The sequence below is a fragment of the Salmonella sp. SAL4457 genome, assembly GCF_046548235.1.
Classification (GTDB): Bacteria; Pseudomonadota; Gammaproteobacteria; order Enterobacterales; family Enterobacteriaceae; genus Salmonella; species Salmonella enterica.
On the sequence record NZ_JBGDZO010000004.1, the window covers coordinates 134,546 to 153,659 of the forward strand.

The 19,114-nt window shown below is 54.1% G+C and carries 15 protein-coding genes and 1 pseudogene; 7 read left to right on the forward strand and 9 right to left on the reverse strand.

The features are described 5' to 3' along the window. Positions 1 to 14 precede the first annotated feature (14 nt). From actP to acs, 3 genes are all read right to left on the reverse strand, one after another. Positions 15 to 1,664, reverse strand: a complete 1,650-nt coding sequence (actP, locus tag ACLJNW_RS14375; RefSeq protein ID WP_000832536.1) for a cation/acetate symporter ActP — start codon at positions 1,662 to 1,664, stop codon at positions 15 to 17. Continuing rightward, entirely contained in the window at positions 1,661 to 1,975 is a 315-nt protein-coding gene (locus ACLJNW_RS14380) for a DUF485 domain-containing protein (RefSeq protein WP_000999620.1), read from the reverse strand. Before ACLJNW_RS14380 ends, actP begins: the two co-directional genes overlap by 4 nt. Positions 1,976 to 2,220: 245 nt before the next feature. Then, the gene (gene acs, locus ACLJNW_RS14385) at positions 2,221 to 4,179 is read right to left on the reverse strand and encodes an acetate--CoA ligase (RefSeq protein WP_000083874.1); all 1,959 of its coding nucleotides are present in this window, start codon (positions 4,177 to 4,179) and stop codon (positions 2,221 to 2,223) included. A gap of 431 nt (positions 4,180 to 4,610) precedes the next feature. Here acs and nrfA point away from each other — a divergent pair, with 431 nt between their 5' ends. The 7 genes and pseudogenes from nrfA to gltP all read left to right on the forward strand — a co-directional run bounded on the left by nrfA (position 4,611) and on the right by gltP (position 12,856). Continuing rightward, positions 4,611 to 6,047: an ammonia-forming nitrite reductase cytochrome c552 subunit gene (gene nrfA, locus ACLJNW_RS14390; protein WP_023193496.1), complete on the forward strand. Its 1,437-nt coding sequence runs from the start codon at positions 4,611 to 4,613 to the stop codon at positions 6,045 to 6,047. A gap of 111 nt (positions 6,048 to 6,158) precedes the next feature. Further along, on the forward strand, positions 6,159 to 6,725 hold the full coding sequence (gene nrfB / locus ACLJNW_RS14395; RefSeq protein ID WP_000115065.1) for a cytochrome c nitrite reductase pentaheme subunit: 567 nt from the start codon (positions 6,159 to 6,161) through the stop codon (positions 6,723 to 6,725). After that, positions 6,722 to 7,393 carry a cytochrome c nitrite reductase Fe-S protein gene (gene nrfC / locus ACLJNW_RS14400; RefSeq protein ID WP_001278025.1) on the forward strand — a complete coding sequence of 224 codons (672 nt, stop codon included), beginning with the start codon at positions 6,722 to 6,724 and terminating at the stop codon, positions 7,391 to 7,393. The genes nrfB and nrfC overlap by 4 nt, the downstream gene beginning before the upstream one ends. After that, complete coding sequence (gene nrfD / locus ACLJNW_RS14405; RefSeq protein ID WP_023204807.1) at positions 7,390 to 8,346, forward strand: cytochrome c nitrite reductase subunit NrfD; 957 nt, start codon at positions 7,390 to 7,392, stop codon at positions 8,344 to 8,346. Before nrfC ends, nrfD begins: the two co-directional genes overlap by 4 nt. Before the next feature lie 8 nt (positions 8,347 to 8,354). Beyond that, positions 8,355 to 10,584: pseudogene (nrfF, locus tag ACLJNW_RS14410) on the forward strand (heme lyase NrfEFG subunit NrfF). Further along, a complete protein-coding gene (gene nrfG / locus ACLJNW_RS14415; RefSeq protein ID WP_001621630.1) occupies positions 10,581 to 11,201 on the forward strand; it encodes a heme lyase NrfEFG subunit NrfG in 621 nt (206 codons plus the stop codon). Before nrfF ends, nrfG begins: the two are co-directional and overlap by 4 nt. A 344-nt stretch (positions 11,202 to 11,545) precedes the next feature. Further along, positions 11,546 to 12,856: a glutamate/aspartate:proton symporter GltP gene (gene gltP / locus ACLJNW_RS14420; RefSeq protein ID WP_000793278.1), complete on the forward strand. Its 1,311-nt coding sequence runs from the start codon at positions 11,546 to 11,548 to the stop codon at positions 12,854 to 12,856. Between the two features lie 157 nt (positions 12,857 to 13,013). On the opposite strand, the gene yjcO is transcribed toward gltP, so the two are convergent. From yjcO to ACLJNW_RS14450, 6 genes are all read right to left on the reverse strand, one after another. Further along, a complete protein-coding gene (gene yjcO, locus ACLJNW_RS14425) occupies positions 13,014 to 13,703 on the reverse strand; it encodes a Sel1 family TPR-like repeat protein YjcO (RefSeq protein ID WP_024154459.1) in 690 nt (229 codons plus the stop codon). 176 nt (positions 13,704 to 13,879) lie between these two features. Continuing rightward, entirely contained in the window at positions 13,880 to 16,027 is a 2,148-nt protein-coding gene (locus ACLJNW_RS14430) for a formate dehydrogenase H subunit alpha, selenocysteine-containing (RefSeq protein WP_011233236.1), read from the reverse strand. A 354-nt stretch (positions 16,028 to 16,381) separates the two neighbouring features. Further along, positions 16,382 to 17,290: a lipid A hydroxylase LpxO gene (gene lpxO, locus ACLJNW_RS14435; protein ID WP_023204809.1), complete on the reverse strand. Its 909-nt coding sequence runs from the start codon at positions 17,288 to 17,290 to the stop codon at positions 16,382 to 16,384. Positions 17,291 to 17,547: 257 nt separating this feature from the next. Then, a complete protein-coding gene (gene phnO / locus ACLJNW_RS14440; protein WP_001526214.1) occupies positions 17,548 to 17,982 on the reverse strand; it encodes an aminoalkylphosphonate N-acetyltransferase in 435 nt (144 codons plus the stop codon). Positions 17,983 to 18,133: 151 nt separating this feature from the next. Beyond that, a complete protein-coding gene (gene yjdN / locus ACLJNW_RS14445; RefSeq protein ID WP_001131299.1) occupies positions 18,134 to 18,577 on the reverse strand; it encodes a VOC family metalloprotein YjdN in 444 nt (147 codons plus the stop codon). 119 nt (positions 18,578 to 18,696) lie between these two features. After that, the gene (locus ACLJNW_RS14450; protein WP_000056482.1) at positions 18,697 to 19,032 is read right to left on the reverse strand and encodes a zinc ribbon domain-containing protein YjdM; all 336 of its coding nucleotides are present in this window, start codon (positions 19,030 to 19,032) and stop codon (positions 18,697 to 18,699) included. Positions 19,033 to 19,114 lie beyond the last annotated feature (82 nt).

The window sequence follows — 19,114 nt, forward strand, 5'->3', positions numbered from 1 at the left end:
AGGAAACGGTAAGATTAATGCGCACGCCCTTGTTGTACGCCGAATCCCGTTTGGGAGCGGATAAACTGAGCGCGGAACTGCTCACGTTCACGGTTGCCTTCTGCCGAGTTATCGGTGGCCGAGAAAAACCAGATCCCCAGGAACGCCACGCTGATAGAGAACAGCGCCGGATACTCATACGGGAAGATCGCTTTTTCATGGCCGAGGATCTGCACCCAAATGGTAGGGCCAAGAATCATCAGCACCACCGCTGTCAGTAAACCTAACCAGCCGCCCAGCATAGCGCCGCGCGTGGTCAGTTTTGACCAGTACATGGAAAGCAGAATGATGGGGAAGTTGCAGCTCGCGGCGATAGCAAACGCCAGGCCCACCATAAAGGCGATGTTCTGATTTTCAAACAGGACGCCGAGGATAATGGCGATCACGCCCAGCACCAGGACGGTGATTTTCGACACCTTCAGCTCTTCACGTTCGGTTGCGCCTTTGCGGAACACGTTGGCGTACAAGTCATGCGACACCGCCGATGCGCCCGCCAGCGTCAGACCGGCGACCACTGCCAGAATGGTGGCAAACGCCACTGCCGAAATAAAGCCGAGGAACAGGTTGCCGCCTACCGCGTTGGCTAGATGCACCGCCGCCATGTTATTGCCGCCAATCAGCGCGCCCGCCGCATCTTTATAGGCGGGATTCGCCCCCACCAGCATGATAGCGCCGAAACCGATAATAAAGGTCAGAATGTAGAAATAGCCCATAAAACCGGTGGCATAGAACACGCTCTTGCGCGCTTCGCGAGCATCGCTGACCGTAAAGAAACGCATCAGAATATGCGGCAAGCCGGCGGTGCCGAACATCAGTCCCAGACCCAACGACAACGCCGAAATCGGATCTTGTACCAACCCTCCTGGGCTCATAATCGCTGTGCCTTTCGGGTGTACCGCCATGGCTTCGGTAAACAGATTATTGAAGCTAAAGCCGACGTGTTTCATCACCATAAAGGCCATAAAACTGGCGCCAAACAGCAACAGGACGGCTTTGATAATTTGCACCCACGTTGTCGCCAGCATCCCGCCGAACAGCACGTACATCATCATCAGCACGCCGACCAGCACCACAGCGATGTGATAGTTGAGGCCGAACAGCAGTTCAATCAGTTTACCGGCGCCGACCATTTGGGCGATGAGATAAAGCGCCACCACTACCAGGGAGCCACAGGCCGAAAGAATACGGATTGGCCCCTGTTTCAGGCGATAAGAGGCAACGTCAGCAAAAGTATAACGTCCCAGATTACGCAGGCGCTCGGCAATCAAAAACAGGATGATTGGCCAGCCGACAAGGAAGCCCAGCGAATAGATCAGCCCGTCATAACCGGAGGTAAACACCAGCGCGGAAATGCCGAGAAATGACGCGGCAGACATATAGTCGCCGGCAATCGCCAGGCCGTTCTGGAACCCGGTGATATTGCCGCCAGCGGTGTAGTAGTCGCTACGGGAACGTACGCGTTTAGAGGCCCAGTAGGTAATACCGAGCGTAAACACGACGAAAATCAAAAACATGATAATCGCCTGCCAGTTGGTGGGCTGGCGTTCAACCGCGCCGCTAATGGCATCCGCCGCATGAGCGGCGAAGGGGAGTGCGGCGGCGAGCGCCGTCAGAACTCTCTTCATAATGCTTTCACCTCATGCAGTACGGCGTTATTAAGACGATCGAATTCGCCGTTCGCCCGCCAGATATAAATTCCGGTCAACACAAAAGAAATCACAATCACCCCGACGCCAATGGGAATTCCTCGGGTGACGCTGGTTCCCGCATGTAGAGGCGTGCCCAGCCAGCCAGGCGCGAAGGCGATCAGTAAAATAAAGCTGATATAAACCGCCAGCATGATAACCGACAGAATCGTGGCAAACCGTTGCCGTTTTTCAACTAATTCCCTGAAACGCGCACTGTCTTCTATCCGCTGATAAATTTGGTCATTCATCACAGAGCTCTCCAGAGGTCCCCCTGCGTCTTTCGCGCTACAGGCGCGTTGGCCGCACTCGCGCGCCCCAGCCACATAGTGAACTTGAACTATGCTGCTGAGGGTGTGCTCGCTTGCCGCCTTCCTGTAACACGAAATCCTTTGGGGGAGGGTTTTTTATATTTCCCTCTCCCGGTTTGAGAGAGGGCAGGGGTAGGGTCGTAGGCCGGATAAAACGCTTTCGCGTTGCCATCCGGCATTTATGGTTATGACGGCATCGCGATGGCCTGCTTCTCTTCGAGCAGTTTCTCCACCACGCCAGGATCGGCGAGAGTCGAGGTATCGCCCAGATTGCTGGTATCGCCCGCCGCGATTTTGCGCAAAATGCGGCGCATAATTTTGCCGGAACGGGTTTTTGGCAGTGAGTCGGTCCAGTGCAGCACGTCCGGCGTCGCCAGTGGGCCAATCTCTTTACGTACCCAGTTGCGCACCTCCGCGTACAGTTCTGGCGACGGCTCCTCGCCGTGGTTGAGCGTCACATAAGCGTAAATCGCCTGGCCTTTGATAGCGTGTGGAATACCCACCACCGCCGCTTCGGCGATCTTCGGATGCGCCACCAGCGCCGATTCGATTTCCGCCGTACCCAGACGGTGGCCGGAGACGTTTAACACGTCATCCACGCGACCGGTGATCCAGTAATAGCCGTCTTCATCGCGACGAGCGCCGTCGCCGCTGAAATACATATTCTTAAAGGTAGAGAAATAGGTCTGCTCAAAACGTTCATGATCGCCGAACAGAGTGCGCGCCTGGCCCGGCCAGGAATCGGTGATGACCAGATTGCCTTCCGTCGCGCCTTCTTGCGGATGGCCTTCGTTATCCACCAGCGCAGGCTGTACGCCAAAGAAAGGACGGGTGGCGGAACCGGCTTTCAGTTCGATAGCGCCTGGTAGCGGCGTGATCATAAAACCGCCTGTTTCAGTCTGCCACCAGGTGTCGACGACCGGACATTTTTCCTTGCCGATCTTCTTCCAGTACCATTCCCACGCTTCGGGATTGATCGGCTCGCCGACGGAACCCAGAATGCGCAGTGAAGAACGGTCGGTGCCTTCAATGGCTTTATCGCCTTCCGCCATCAGCGCGCGGATAGCCGTCGGGGCGGTATAAAGAATGTTGACCTGGTGTTTGTCGACCACCTGGCACATGCGAGCGGGCGTTGGCCAATTCGGCACGCCTTCAAACATTAAGGTGGTCGCGCCGCAGGCCAGCGGGCCATACAACAGATAGCTGTGCCCCGTCACCCAACCCACATCGGCGGTACACCAGTAAATATCGCCAGGGTGATAATCAAAGACATACTTAAAGGTGGTCGCGGCGTAGACCAGATAGCCGCCGGTGGTGTGCAGCACGCCTTTCGGCTTGCCGGTGGAGCCGGAGGTATAAAGGATAAACAGCGGATCTTCGGCATTCATCGCTTCAGGCTGGTGCTCAGGGCTGGCTTTTTCAATCAAATCGCGCCACCACAGGTCGCGGTCTTCTTGCCAGTCAATGTCGCTGCCGGTGCGCTTCAGGACGATCACATGCTCAACGCTAGTGACATTCGGGTTTTTCAGCGCGTCATCGACATTCTTTTTCAGCGGGATACTGCGTCCGGCGCGTACACCTTCGTCAGCGGTGATCACCAGCCGCGAGCTGGAGTCGATAATGCGTCCGGCGACGGCTTCCGGCGAGAATCCCCCGAAGATCACCGAATGCACCGCGCCGATGCGGGCGCAGGCCAACATTGCCACCGCCGCTTCCGGCACCATCGGCATATAAATCGCTACCACATCGCCTTTTTTAATGCCCAGATCCAGCAGCGTATTCGCGAAACGGCAGACATCGCGATGCAGTTCGCGATAAGAGATATGTTTACTCTGCGACGCGTCATCGCCTTCCCAGATAATGGCGGTGCGATCGCCATTTTCCTGCAAATGGCGGTCAAGACAGTTCGCCGCCAGATTCAGCGTGCCGTCCTCGTACCATTTAATCGATACATTGCCTGGCGCAAAGGAGGTGTTTTTCACTTTTTGGTACGGCGTGATCCAATCGAGAATTTTTCCCTGTTCGCCCCAAAACGTATCGGGGTCGTTAATAGACTGTTTATATTTAGTCTCATACTGCTCTGGATTTATCAGGCAACGATCCGCAATGTTGGCGGGAATGGCGTGTTTATGTGTTTGGCTCATGCTGTTGTTCTCCTTGTAGGATGTTAATAATATGTCGCATAAACGTTAAATGTAGGGTCTTAATAAGTTTTGTTTAGTATTTGGGCGACAGATCACGCAAAAAGGGAACTGTGCAAATAAGCAGCAATCTATTTTTTGATTGTGTCCCGCAAAATTAGATAAATTTTCGGGATAACATGACGTTATATGAAATTTTTTAAAAAAGTGATCCGTGTCCGGAAATCAGAAAAGAGAGGGAGTTTTGTCCAGGTTACTAACTCTAAAGTGGTATTTTACATACACTTACAATTGATTAAAGACAACATTTTAAGTGTGGTTATTTGTTACACATAGAGGAGATCAATGTAATAACAGTATTTGTGCGGTTGCTGTTATGGAAAACGATAAAAAATCGCCATTAAAGATAATGGCGCAATCTGGATGAGACCTCTATGGCAAGGAAAACACTACGCGCACGCCGTTTCTTCAGCCTTATATTTCCTTTTTTCTTCATTACCTCTGTTTACGCTGAGCAAACGCCTGAATCCGCAAAAACCGTTACTGTTGAAGCGAAAAATGAAATGTTCGCGCCTCAACACCCCGACCAATATCAGTCATGGAAAGCGACGTCAGAACAGTCTGCCCGTGAAGATGCGCTGGCGGAAGACCCTCGTCTGGTGATCCTGTGGGCGGGCTATCCCTTCTCCCGTGACTACAACAAACCACGCGGCCACGCGTATGCGGTAACTGACGTGCGCGAAACACTGCGTACCGGCGCGCCAAAAACGGCGGAAGACGGCCCGCTGCCGATGGCCTGCTGGAGCTGTAAAAGCCCCGATGTCGCGCGCCTTATCCAACAAGAAGGCGAAGACGGCTACTTCCATGGCAAATGGGCGCGAGGCGGCCCGGAAATTGTCAACGATTTAGGCTGTGCCGACTGTCATAACACCGCGTCGGACGATTTCGCCCAGGGGAAGCCAGCGTTAACGTTGTCGCGCCCCTATGCTGAACGGGCGATGGAGGCTATCGGCAAACCGTTTGAGAAAGCCGGTCGCTTTGATCAGCAATCGATGGTCTGCGGTCAGTGCCACGTGGAGTACTACTTTGACGGTAAAAACAAAGCCGTTAAGTTCCCGTGGGATGAGGGCATGAAGGTCGAAAATATGGAGCAATACTACGACGCCATCGCCTTCTCCGACTGGACTAACTCGCTGTCGAAAACCCCAATGCTCAAAGCGCAGCACCCGGAATATGAAACCTGGAGCGCGGGCATTCACGGTAAGAACAACGTGACCTGTATCGACTGTCACATGCCGAAAGTACAGAACGCCGAAGGCAAGCTCTACACCGACCATAAAATCGGCAACCCGTTCGACAATTTCGCGCAAACCTGCGCCAACTGCCACACCCAGGACAAAGCGTCCCTGCAAAAAGTGGTCGCCGAGCGTAAACAGGCGATTCATGACCTGAAAATCAAGGTTGAAGATCAGCTGGTACATGCGCACTTCGAAGCGAAAGCCGCATGGGATGCGGGGGCGACAGACGCGGAAATGAAACCGATTCTGAACGATATTCGCCACGCGCAGTGGCGTTGGGATCTGGCGATTGCGTCACACGGTATTCATATGCATGCCCCGGAAGAAGGTCTACGGATGTTAGGCAGTGCGATGGATAAAGCCGCGGATGCCCGTACTAAACTGGCGCGACTGCTGGCGACCAAAGGCATTACCCATGAAATTCCGCTGCCGGATATTTCGACGAAAGAGAAGGCGCAGAAAGCGATTGGTTTGAATATGCAACAAATCAACGCGGAGAAGCAGGACTTCCTGAAAACGGTCGTACCGCAGTGGGAAGATCAGGCGCGTAAAAACGGTCTGTTAAGCCAATAACCTCACATGTGACAAATTTGCCGGATGACAGCGCAAGCGCTTTATCCGGCCTACAGAAGTCTTGTAGGCCTTAAAGCTGCGCGCTATCAGGCATTATGTAATGGAGTGAATATGAGCGTATTACGTTCGTTATTAACTGCTGGGGTGCTGGCGTCAGGCCTGTTCTGGAGCCTGAGTGGAATTACTGCCACGCCAACGCCGCAGGAGTCGGATCAACGCTGGACGGTCACCCAGCAGCGTAATCCGGATGCTGCCTGTCTGGACTGTCACAAGCCGGACACCGAAGGTATGCACGGTAAACATACGGGCGCTATCAACCCGAACAATAAATTGCCGATAACCTGTACCAACTGCCACGGTCAACCGTCGCTTCACCACCGTGAAGGGGTGAAAGATGTGATGCGTTTTAACGACCCGATGTATACGGTAGAGCAGCAGAACAGCGTCTGTATGTCCTGCCACTTGCCTGAACAACTGCAAAAAGCGTTCTGGCCGCACGATGTTCATGTTACTAAAGTGACCTGCGCCAGTTGCCATTCCCTGCATCCGCAGCAAGACACGATGCAGACGCTAAGCGAGAAAGGGCGGATCAAAATATGCGTGGATTGCCACAGCGATCAGCGTACTAACCCGCACTTTAATCCGGCGTCCGTTCCGTTGCTTAAGGAGCAGCCATGAGTTGCACCCGACGTCAATTTATTACCCGCGTCGGCGCGCTGGCGGCGGTCAGTGGGATGGCAGGACGCGTTGTAGCGAACACGTTGAATATTAATGGCGTGCGTTATGGCATGGTACACGATGAGTCATTATGCATCGGCTGCACGGCCTGCATGGATGCCTGTCGGGAAGTCAACAACGTGCCGGAAGGCGTATCGCGCCTGACGATTATTCGCAGCGAGCCGCAGGGGACGTTTCCTGATGTGAAATATCGCTTCTTCCGCCACTCGTGCCAGCATTGCGACCATGCCCCCTGCGTTGACGTCTGCCCGACGGGGGCATCATTCCGCGATGCCGCCAGTGGTATTGTCGACGTGAACCCGGACCTTTGCGTCGGCTGTCAGTACTGCATTGCCGCGTGTCCCTACCGCGTGCGCTTTATCCATCCGGTCAGTAAGACGGCGGATAAATGCGATTTCTGCCGGAAAACCAACCTGAAAGCGGGCAAACAGCCCGCCTGCGTTGAGTCATGCCCGACGAAGGCGCTGACGTTTGGTAATCTGGACGATCCCAACAGCGATATTTCCCGTTTGTTGCGGCAGAAAACCACCTATCGTTACAAGCTGGCGCTGGGCACAAAACCGAAGGTCTACCGCGTTCCCTTTAACTATGGGGAGGTGAGCCAATGACATCCGCTTCTGCATTTCATTTTGCATCACTGGTGTGGGACTGGCCCATCGCCATCTATCTGTTTCTGATTGGCATCTCCGCCGGACTGGTTACGTTGGCGATTCTGCTGCGCCGCTTCCATCCGGAGGCGGGCGGTTCGGACAGCACGCTGCTGCGCACCACGCTGGTGTTAGGGCCGGGGGCGATTATTCTTGGTCTGCTGATTCTGGTCTTTCACCTGACGCGCCCGTGGACCTTCTGGAAGCTGATGTTCCACTACAGCTTTACCTCGGTGATGTCGATGGGGGTGATGCTGTTCCAGTTGTACATGGTGGTGTTAGTGCTGTGGCTGGCGAAAATCTTTGAAAAAGAGGTGATTGCCCTGCAACAGCGTTGGCTGCCGCGGTTAGAGATCGTGCAGAAAGTGTTGGCGCTAATAACGCCGTTTCATCGCGCGCTGGAGACGTTAATGCTGGTACTGGCGGTTCTGCTCGGGGCGTACACCGGGTTTCTGCTGTCGGCGCTGAAATCCTATCCGTTCCTGAATAACCCGATCCTGCCGGCGCTGTTTCTGTTCTCCGGGATTTCCTCCGGCGCGGCGGTGGCGCTGATCGCCATGGCGTTACGCCATCGTAGCAACCCGCACAGCACTGAAGCGCGCTTTGTGCATCGCATGGAGGTTCCGGTGGTATGGCTGGAAATTTTCCTGCTGGCGGCGTTCTTCGTCGGTCTGGCGTTGGGCGATGACGGCAAAATGCGCGCGCTGGTGGCGGCACTGGGCGGCGGATTCTGGAGCTGGTGGTTCTGGCTTGGCGTGGCTGGGCTTGGGCTGATACTGCCGATGTTGCTAAAACCCTGGGCCAACCGCAGTTCGACGTTTCATGGCGTGCTGGCAGTATGCGGCGCCAGCCTGACTGGCGTACTGCTGCTGCGCTTTTTCATTCTCTATGCGGGTCAGCTAACCGTTGCGTAAGGTGATATCTGGACGTTCTCCTTCCTGAAGCCGGTTTTCTGGCACTGTTATTAAGCCTCGGGGTCAACGTGTTGACCCCGCTTGCCGTGTTGATGGGTGTCCGTCAGCGCTGGCAGGGCGTGATGCGCCTGGCAAGCGTGGGCATATGGACGCAGTTTGCGCTGCTGCTGCTGGCTTTTGCTATTCTGGTATTCTGCTTTCTGACCAGCGACTTTTCGGTGGTCTATGTTGCTCAGCACAGCTACAGCCTGCTGCCGTGGGGATTAAAACTGGCGGCGGTGTGGGGCGGCCATGAAGGGTCGCTGCTGTTGTGGGTGCTGTTTCTTTCCGGCTGGAGCGCGCTGTTCGCTCTTTGCTATCGGCGTGATTCTGACCCACTGTTTCCGCTGACGCTCAGCGTCCTGTCAATGGTGACGGCGCTGTTGCTGCTGTTTGTGGTGGTCTGGTCCGATCCATTCGCACGTATTTTTCCGCCTGCTATAGAAGGACGAGACCTTAACCCGATGCTGCAACATCTTGGGTTAATCCTCCACCCGCCGCTGCTGTACCTGGGTTACGGTAGTTTGATGGTAGCCGCGGGCGTGGCGCTGGCCTCACTGCTGCGCGGTGACTTTAACGCGCAGAGCGCCTGGGTGTGCTGGCGCTGGGCGCTGCCCGGCTGGTGTGCGCTGACGCTGGGGATAATCCTCGGTTCCTGGTGGGCCTACTGCGAGCTGGGCTGGGGCGGCTGGTGGTTCTGGGACCCGGTCGAAAATGCCTCCTTATTACCCTGGCTCTCCGCCAGCGCGCTGCTGCATAGCCTGTTTGTCACGCGTCAGCGTGGGATCTTCCGCCACTGGTCGTTGCTGCTGGCGATTGTCACGCTGATCTTATCGCTGCTGGGGACGCTGATTGTGCGTTCCGGCATTCTTGTTTCGGTACATGCCTTTGCGCTGGATAACGTGCGTGCCGCGCCGCTGTTTGCGCTGTTTAGCGTATTGAGCCTGGCGTCGCTGGGGTTGTACGCCTGGCGAGGCCAGCAAGTTCGCCTGAGTGCACGTTTTGGCGGCTGGTCGCGCGAGATGCTGATTCTGGTCGCGCTATTACTTTTTTGCGCGGTGCTACTCATCGTGCTGATTGGCACGCTCTATCCGGTGATTTACGGGTTGTTTGGCTGGGGGCGGCTCTCCGTGGGCGCACCGTACTTTAACCGCGCCACGCTGCCCTTTGGCCTGCTGATGCTGTTGGTTATCGTACTGGCGACAATCAGAAGCCGCAAAGTCTCTTTGCGTTGTCAGCTTCCCGCACTGCTGGCGCATGCCGGGGTACTGGTGTTTGCGGCAGGGATCGTCTTTTCCAGCGGTAGTCGTCAGGAGATAAGCCTGAATCTGAGCCCCGGGCAGCAGGTGGATCTGGCGGGCTACATTTTCCGTTTTGAGCGTCTCGACCTGGAAGCCAAAGGTAACTACACCAGTGAAAAAGCGCTGATCACGTTGTGGCAAAATGAGCAGCGTATCGGTAGCCTGCAGCCTGAAAGGCGCTTCTATGCCGCGCGTCGTCAACAGATGATGGAGCCGGGGATTCACTGGAACCTGCTACATGACTGGTACGCGGTGATGGGCGAAAAAAACGGACCGGATCGTTACGCCATGCGCTTATACGTGCAGACCGGCGTGCGCTGGATCTGGGGTGGGGGATTGTTGATGGTGTGTGGAGCGCTGCTGAGCGGATGGCGGGGGAGGAAGCGTGACGCGTAAATTACTCACAGCGTTGCCGGATGGCGGCGTAAACGCCTTATCCGGCCTACAGGATGCGCAAACCGTAGGCCGGATAAGCGTAGCGCCATCCGGCAGAAAGTTTTTACTCTTAACGATCGTCCTGTTTTTAATCACCTTCGCCACCCACGCCCAAGTGGTGGATACCTGGCGCTTTGACAATCCACAACAGCAGGAAAAAGCGCTATCTATTGCCAGTCAACTGCGCTGTCCGCAGTGTCAGAACCAGAATTTGCTGGAATCCAATGCGCCCGTGGCGGTCAGTATGCGCCATCAGGTTTACAGCATGGTGGCCGAAGGTAAAAGCGAAGCGGAAATCACCGCCTGGATGACCGACCGTTATGGTGATTTCGTACGCTACAACCCGCCGTTGAATGAGCAAACGCTGCTGTTGTGGGCGCTGCCGTACCTGCTGTTATTGCTGGTGGGCGTGGTGGCCTGGCGGGTGAGAAAGCGTCAGCACGCAGGAGAGGGGGAACAATGAGCCAGTCTGAACACTCCACTGTGCCGTTACGTCCCATGCCCGTAAAGCGTCTGGCGGCTGCGGCGGTGTTGATGGTGGCTGCCTGTGTCGGCGGCTATCTGTTGACGCCGAAATGGCAGGCTGTGCGTAGCGAGCAACAGCGTCTGGCCGATCCGCTACGTGACTTTACGAACCCGCAAACGCCAGAGGCGCAGCTTCCCAGGCTGCAAGAAAAAATCCGCGCCAATCCGCAGGATAGCGAGCAATGGGCACGGCTGGGCGAGTATTATCTCTATCGCAATGCGTATGACAATGCGCTGCTGGCATATCGTCAGGCGTTGCGTCTGCGAGGCGATAACGCGCAGCTTTTCGCCGCGCTGGCAACGGTGCTGTATTACCAGGCCGGGCAACATATGACGCCTGCGACGCGTGAAATGATTAATAAAGCGTTAGCGCTGGATGCGACAGAAGTGACCGCGCAGATGCTGCTGGCGGCGGATGCGTTTATGCAGGCGGATTATGCGCAAGCCGTGTCGCTGTGGCAAACCTTACTGGATGCCAACTCGCCGCGAGTGAACCGCGCGCAGCTGGTAGAGGCCATTAATTTGGCTAAATTGTTACAAAATCGGCAGAAATAATTTTTTCTTTTTTGTGACTTTTGTCATGTGTGCTGTTTAAAAAAACGGCGAATGAGACACAAGTAAAAATTAATTACCTCAGTGTATTATTCGTTTTTGACGAAGTAAAAAACTTTCCATAACAAATAGTTATTCATCATTAACGCCATAAACTCGCGTTATTATGCATAAAAACAGCCAAAAGCCCTGTTATGAAAGGGTTGCGCAAGACGCTATGCAAATGATACTGATTATGCGCGTTAAAAAACTCTACAAACCAACGCAACACAAATCATACCCTTTCAGTATGTATTGCTCTCATGCTTTCGGCGGAGAGCAACGCTTCATCGAGGAAGTCTGTTGTTATGAAAAATTTGAAAGTCAGCCTGGCCTGGCAAATTTTGCTGGCTATGGTGCTGGGCATTCTGTTGGGCAGCTATCTGCATTATCACAGTGACAGTCGTGAATGGCTGATTGCCAACCTGCTGTCGCCTGCTGGCGATATCTTTATCCACCTGATTAAAATGATCGTCGTGCCGATCGTGATCTCGACTCTGATTGTCGGCATCGCCGGCGTTGGCGATGCGAAACAGCTAGGCCGTATCGGCGCCAAAACCATTCTCTATTTTGAACTGATCACCACGGTGGCGATTATCCTCGGCATTACGCTGGCGAATGTCTTTCAGCCAGGCTCAGGCATTGATATGTCGCAACTGGCGACCGTCGATATTTCGAAATACCAGAACACCACGGCGGAAGTACAAAGTCATGCGCATGGGCTGATGGGGACGATACTGTCGCTGGTGCCGACCAATATCATCGCATCGATGGCCAAAGGGGATATGCTGCCAATTATCTTTTTCTCGGTCCTGTTTGGGCTGGGGTTGTCATCCCTGCCGGCAACGCACCGCGAACCGCTGGTGACGGTATTTCGTTCCATCTCTGAAACCATGTTTAAAGTCACCCATATGGTGATGCGCTATGCGCCAGTGGGCGTTTTTGCGCTGATCGCCGTCACGGTGGCGAATTTTGGTTTCGCGTCGCTGTGGCCGCTGGCGAAACTGGTGCTGCTGGTACACTTTGCCATTATCTTCTTTGCGCTTGTAGTGCTGGGCATCGTGGCGCGCCTGTGCGGGTTAAGTATCTGGATTCTGATTCGCATTCTGAAAGATGAATTGATTCTGGCGTACTCGACCGCCAGCTCCGAGAGCGTACTGCCGCGCATTATCGAGAAGATGGAAGCTTACGGCGCGCCAGCCTCTATCACCAGTTTCGTGGTACCGACCGGTTACTCATTTAACCTCGACGGCTCCACGTTATACCAGAGCATCGCCGCCATTTTTATCGCGCAGCTATACGGTATCGACCTGTCGCTGTGGCAGGAAATTGTACTGGTGCTGACGCTGATGGTGACGTCGAAAGGGATTGCCGGCGTGCCTGGCGTTTCCTTCGTGGTGTTACTGGCGACGCTGGGCAGCGTGGGCATTCCGCTGGAAGGGCTGGCGTTTATCGCCGGTGTCGACCGTATCCTCGACATGGCGCGTACTGCGCTAAATGTGGTGGGGAATGCGCTGGCGGTGCTGGTGATCGCCAAGTGGGAACACAAGTTTGACCGCAAAAAAGCGCTGGCCTATGAGCGCGATGTGCTGGGCAAATTTGATAAAACCGCCCAATAACGGATTGCCGGATGGCGCTTTGCTTATCCGGCCTACAGCGAAAGAGAATGTAGGCCGGATAAGGCGTTCACGCTGCCATCCGACAACCTGCTCCGGGTTGCCTGATGGCGCTACGCTTATCAGGCCTACAACGACTACGTTCATCCGGCAATAAACATCAGCCATTTGTTAGCGTTTCGAACTCTTCGCAACCGGTATCAAACCCTTCCAGACAGCTTAGATTCAACCAGTGCAACGCCTTCTGCTTGTTCTTTTCAATAAAGCCCGGTTCTCCGTTTAAAAACATCATTCCCGCCCAGTATTCTGAATAGCCGGTACGGGAAATGGCGGAACTGTGTTTGAAATACCAGGCGGCTTTTTCATCATCGGCGGCAATGCCCACGCCGTTGGCGTAAATCAGGCCAAGCAACATTTGCGCATCCACCGCGGAGTCGTTATCCAGATCTTCAGAGGCCTTTTGCAGCAGCGAGATGGCTTTTGGGTAGTCCGGGCGCCCGGCCTGGGTGTTGACCAGGATCCGCGCCAGCGTAATTTCTCCCGCTTTACTGCCCGCGTTAGCCGCCTTTTCAGCCAGCTTTTTCGCGTCGGGATAATCCAGGCTTACCGGATTAGTGATTTTGATTTGCGCCAGTAGCGCGCAGGCGTCGGCGTCGCCACTGTCGGCGGCTTTTTGCGCCCAGTATTCAGCTTTGTTCAAATCGCCATAGCTCAACCAACTGTCGGCCAGAAAATATTGTGCGCGTTTGTCACCTGCCTCTGCTGCCTGCAAATACTGGCTACCCGGCTCAGGATCTGCGGCATGGGCAAAGAATGTCATAAACAACATCAATGCAAGAAGTAGTTTCATTTTGAATTTTATTTAGGGTACGGAAAAGACAGTATAAAGAGATCGTATGGATAAAAAAACAGCCTCCGGGCGGAGGCTGTTATAGGGAAAATGCCTGATGGCGATGCTAATGCATCTTATCAGGCCTACTGTAGACGCAGGCCGAATAAAGCATTCTGATGCCGCCATCCGGCAGATCAACCCATTGCGCTTTCGCGCAGGCGGGTTTTCAGCTTGTTGTACTCATCAATCACATACTGCTCGGCGGCTCGCTGATCGGCGATCGGCTCAACGCGTACGGCGCAGTATTTGTACTCCGGCGTTTTGGTAATCGGGCTGAGGTTTTCAGTCACCAGCTCGTTACAGGCGCCAATCCACCACTGGTAGGTCATGTAAATCGCCCCTTTGTTCGGGCGATCGCTGACCTGCGCGCGGGTGATGATTTTACCTTTGCGCGAATGAACCCACACCAGCGCTTCATCTTCAATGCCCAGACGCGCGGCGTCGGCGGTATTGATTTGCGCATAGCCCGGTTCATCGGCCAGCGCGGCCAGCGCCGCACAGTTACCGGTCATTGAGCGGCAGGAGTAGTGGCCGACTTCGCGCACCGTCGACAGTACCATCGGGTACTCTTCGGTGAGTTTATCGATAGGCGCTACCCAGTCGCAGGTGAAGAACTGCGCCAGACCGTTGGGGGTATCGAACTTCTCTTTAAAGAGGTACGAGGTTCCCTGATCGGCATCCGACGTGTCGCGGCATGGCCACTGGATATAGCCCAGCTCGCCCATTTTCTCGTAAGTGGCGCCGTAGAAATCCGGGCACAGATGACGCAACTCATCCCAGATCTCCTGGGTGTTGTTGTAGTGCATCGGATAGCCCATCCGGGTGGCGATTTCACTGATAATCTGCCAGTCGGTTTTCAGGTCCCACTTCGGCTCAACGGCTTTAAAGAAGCGCTGGAAGCCACGGTCAGCCGCAGAGAAGACGCCTTCATGCTCGCCCCAGGAGGTAGAGGGTAAAATCACATCCGCCGCCGACGCGGTTTTGGTCATGAAGATATCCTGCACGATGACCAGTTCCAGATCCTCAAACGCTTTACGTACTGCAGAGAGTTCCGCATCGGTTTGCAGCGGATCTTCACCCATAATGTACGCCGCGCGCACTTCGCCATGCGCCGCACGGTGCGGCAGCTCGCTGATGCGATAGCCGGTATGCGCAGGCAGACTTTCTACGCCCCAGGCTTTAGCGAACTTCTCGCGGTTTTCCGGGAACTTAACGTACTGGTAGCCCGGATAAGTATCCGGGAGCGCGCCCATATCGCACGCGCCCTGAACGTTGTTCTGGCCGCGAACCGGGTTAACGCCCGCGCTTGGCTTGCCGAGGTTGCCGGTCAGCATCGCGAGGCTGGTCAGTGAACGCACGGTTTCCACACCCTGATAGAACTGGGTGACGCCCATACCCCACAAGATCGCTGCGCTTTTCGCGCTGGCATACATCCGCGCCGCCTGACGAATTTCCTGTGCGCTCACGCCAGTGATCTCTTCGACGGACTCCGGCGTATAGCCTTCGACAATCTTACTGTACTCTTCAAAACCTTCGGTACGGCTGGCGACAAACGCTTTGTCGTACAGGTTTTCTTCAATAATGACATGCCCCATGGCGTTGAGCAGCGCGATATTCGAGCCGTTTTTCAACGCGATATGCATGTCAGCGATGCGCGCGGTTTCAATTTTGCGCGGATCGCAGACGATAATTTTCGCCCCGTTGCGTTTAGCGTTAATTACATGATTCGCCACGATAGGGTGGGAATCCGCCGGGTTATACCCGAAGACGAACACTAAATCAGTGTTATCAATTTCGTTAATCGCATTACTCATTGCGCCGTTACCGACCGATTGGTGCAGACCTGCAACCGATGGGCCGTGTCAGACGCGAGCGCAGCAGTCAACGTTATTGGTACCAATAACGGCGCGTGCGAATTTTTGCATTACATAGTTGGTTTCATTTCCGGTACCGCGAGAGGAGCCGGTTGTCTGGATTGCATCCGGACCGTACTTCGCTTTGATGGCGCTCAAACGTTCAGCGACGTAATTGAGCGCTTCATCCCAGGAAACAGATTCCAGTTTGCCGCCACGCTGGCGACGGATCATTGGGGTTTTCAGGCGCGGGGTCAGGATCTGGGTATCATTAATAAAATCCCAGCCGTAGTAGCCCTTCAGACACAGGGTACCCTGGTTGGTTTTCCCCTGCGCCGCCTCAGCCCGGACGATTTTGCCGTTATCGACCACCAGATTGATTTTGCAACCTGATGCGCAATACGGGCAAACCGTGACGACTTTTTTCATCGGTTTCGCTCCAGTTAATCAAATCGCGCATACGCGCTGTCGCCCTCAGTATGCATGTTTTATGCCACTTTTTTAGTATGGGCTTTCCCTGATATTACGGGCGAATTTTGCTCAAAACCCTGACGAAAAACAGGCTATCGTCAGTTTTGACGTGTCGAAAGAAAATGCCGCATGACATTTATTATGGGGAGAAACGCGGAGCGCAGGCCAGATAAGGCGGAGCCGCCATCCGGCAATCTGCTCTGCCTGAAGTGGAAATTATCCGGATGGATAGACTCAAGGCCAGGGAACGCTTTGAGACTAACGACAGGATAGAACAGGCCGCGGCAGGCAGTTCCATACCGCGGCCCGGCTTCAGAGGAGGCTGAAAAGGATTATCGCGGCAAAAATAGCGGCAATAACGAGATATTTCAGCGTGTAATAGAGAGTGCGGTTTTTCTTTTTCAGCCGTTGCCCGGCATCGCGTGCTGCGTGAACGTATTTAAAGATGCGATTAATCGCACCGGTGCGATCGTTCTCGTCGTTTGGCGAACTGGCGGCGGACATCAACGATGCGCCGACCCAGTGGTTTACGCTCTGCGCCCAGCGCCATTTCATTGGACGCTCAATATCGCAAAAGAGGATAATACGCGTCTGCTCAGTTTTATTTTCCGCCCAATGAACGTAGGTTTCGTCGAAGATGACGGCTTCGCCGTCGCGCCAGCTATGGCGCTGTCGATCAACTTCAATAAAACAGCGGTCGTCATTCGGTGTGCTTAATCCAAGATGGTAACGTACTGAACCGGCATAGGGGTCGCGATGTTTTCCCAGATAGGCTCCGGGAGGCAACTCGGCGAACATCGCCGCTTTGATAGAGGGGATGCTGTTGACCAGCTTTGTCGTTATCGGGCATAACGTTTCCGCCGACGGGTGGGCATCGGAATACCATTTAAGGTAAAACCGTTTCCAGCCGCGCTTGAAAAAGGTATTGAATCCGGCGTCGTTATTGGCCTGCGCGGCTTTTATGTGATGCTGAAGCTGTAGTGCCTCTTCACGAATCACCTGCCAGTTTTCCGTCAGCTTCTGCAGCTCTGGAAATGCTGTGGTATCAAAGTACGGCTGCTTTGCCGGTAACGTTGAGAAGCGAGTCATGAACATATTGATCGGCGCCATAAACGTCGAGTGGTCAAAGAGCTGACGGGAAAGTTTTTGTTTTTCCACCCCGCGTGAATGCGCATAAATGACGCTGATAATAAAAATACCGATAATGATTGCTGCGAACATAACGTCACTGTCCTTCTAAGAAAACCTCATCCCGGGATTTTCAGGCAACCCTCCCGGTGATGCCAAAGAGAAAAGTGTAGTTCGTTGACAATAAATTTACATTTCTACAACTTAAAAGGGCCATTTTTGCTAAAGAAGCGAGTCAGCCCGTTTAACCTTTATCCAGGCTTGTCGACAGTAGAATTGAGATGACTCCGCTACTTCACCCGGTGATGGCTGATTACGTTATGCCTTATCTCCCGATGACGGCTGCCAGATCACAATGCTTTCGTAAACCGAAAATGACTTTGCTTGTAACCTTCGCGAAGATAAAAACGGTGTGCATCGCGGCGTTTAATATTTGTGGAAAGCTCCGTTAGCTCGGCGCCCGCCTGACGTGCTTCTTCTTCTGCCCAGGCCAGAAGCTGACTGCCAATTTTTTGTCCCCGCATCGGCGGTAATACCACCAGCTCCTGAATTTCGCCAATCCAGTTGGCATGATGGAGATGAAACTGCATATGCAGGCTGATCATGCCGACCACCTCTCCGTTGCGCAGCGCTAAACGATAATGAACGTTGGGGTCCAGTAAATTAGCGGCGAATCCATCCCTGAAAGCCTGATAATCAAGCTCATTTTTAAGTAACTCACAGATAAGCGCGTAAACAGAATCGGTATCCTCTGTTGTCGCGTGGCGTAATTCACAGACTGGCATAACGTCCTCCCGACGCCTCATCAGGATCAACCATCTTTCGCCAGACTGTAGCAAACTACCGTCATTATTTATTCTATGACAGTTAAACGGCGGATAACGTGCAGCCAAAGATCACTCTGATGGCAAGGGGGAGGGCGAGCCTCCCGGGGAGTTAGGTGGCAGGCTGATGTTTAACCACGTTAATCATCCACGGCACACCGAAACGATCGCTGACCTTGCCGAAACCCTGCGCCCAGAAGGTCTCCTGCCAGTCCATTTCGATTTGCCCTTGTGCGGCAAGGTTATCAAACCAGCGCTTCCCTTCTGCTACATCCTGGGTATCAAGCACCAGCGTAAAGCCGGAATAATGCGCCCTTCCCGACGCGCTGGCATCACTCATCATGATATCGCTGCCGGCAATGCGCATGTTGGCGTGGGCGATAGCTGTATCGGGAAAACGCATTCCTGACGGGCAACCCTCTTCGTTATCCGCCGCCGAGGGGGGCATTTCACCGAAGCTGAGTTTATAAAGCAGTTCTGCGCCTAACGTTTGTTGATAATACGCGATGGCGTCGGCACAGTTGCCGGCAAAAGAGAGATAGGGACTTAACGGCATGATGGTTACCTCAGGTAAGAGATGCTCGTTAAGTGTAGTTCGAAATTGGCACAATATTGTCGGTGGCAGGGCCGCTCAGGCCCGGTAAGCAAGGCGCTACCGGGCAATGACACGGTAAATCAGTTCTTTTTCACGAACTCGGATTTCAGTTTCATCGGGCCAAAACCATCGATTTTGCAGTCGATGTTATGGTCGCCTTCAACCAGACGAATGTTCTTCACTTTGGTGCCGATTTTCAGCATGGAAGAGCTACCTTTTACTTTCAGATCTTTCACGATGGTGACGCTATCGCCGTCCGCCAGCAGGTTGCCGTTGGCGTCTTTGACAATCAGCTCATCGCTCTCCTGAGCGGGTTCCGCATCGTTCCATTCGTGAGCGCATTCCGGGCAGATGAACATGCCGTTATCTTCGTAGGTATATTCGGAGTTACATTGCGGGCAGTGGGGTAATGACATGTTGGTATCCTCAAAAAGTCAGCGGGGGCAAACGCGCCCAAAAATGGCAGATCGCCGAAAAAGGCCGCAATTATACACAAAA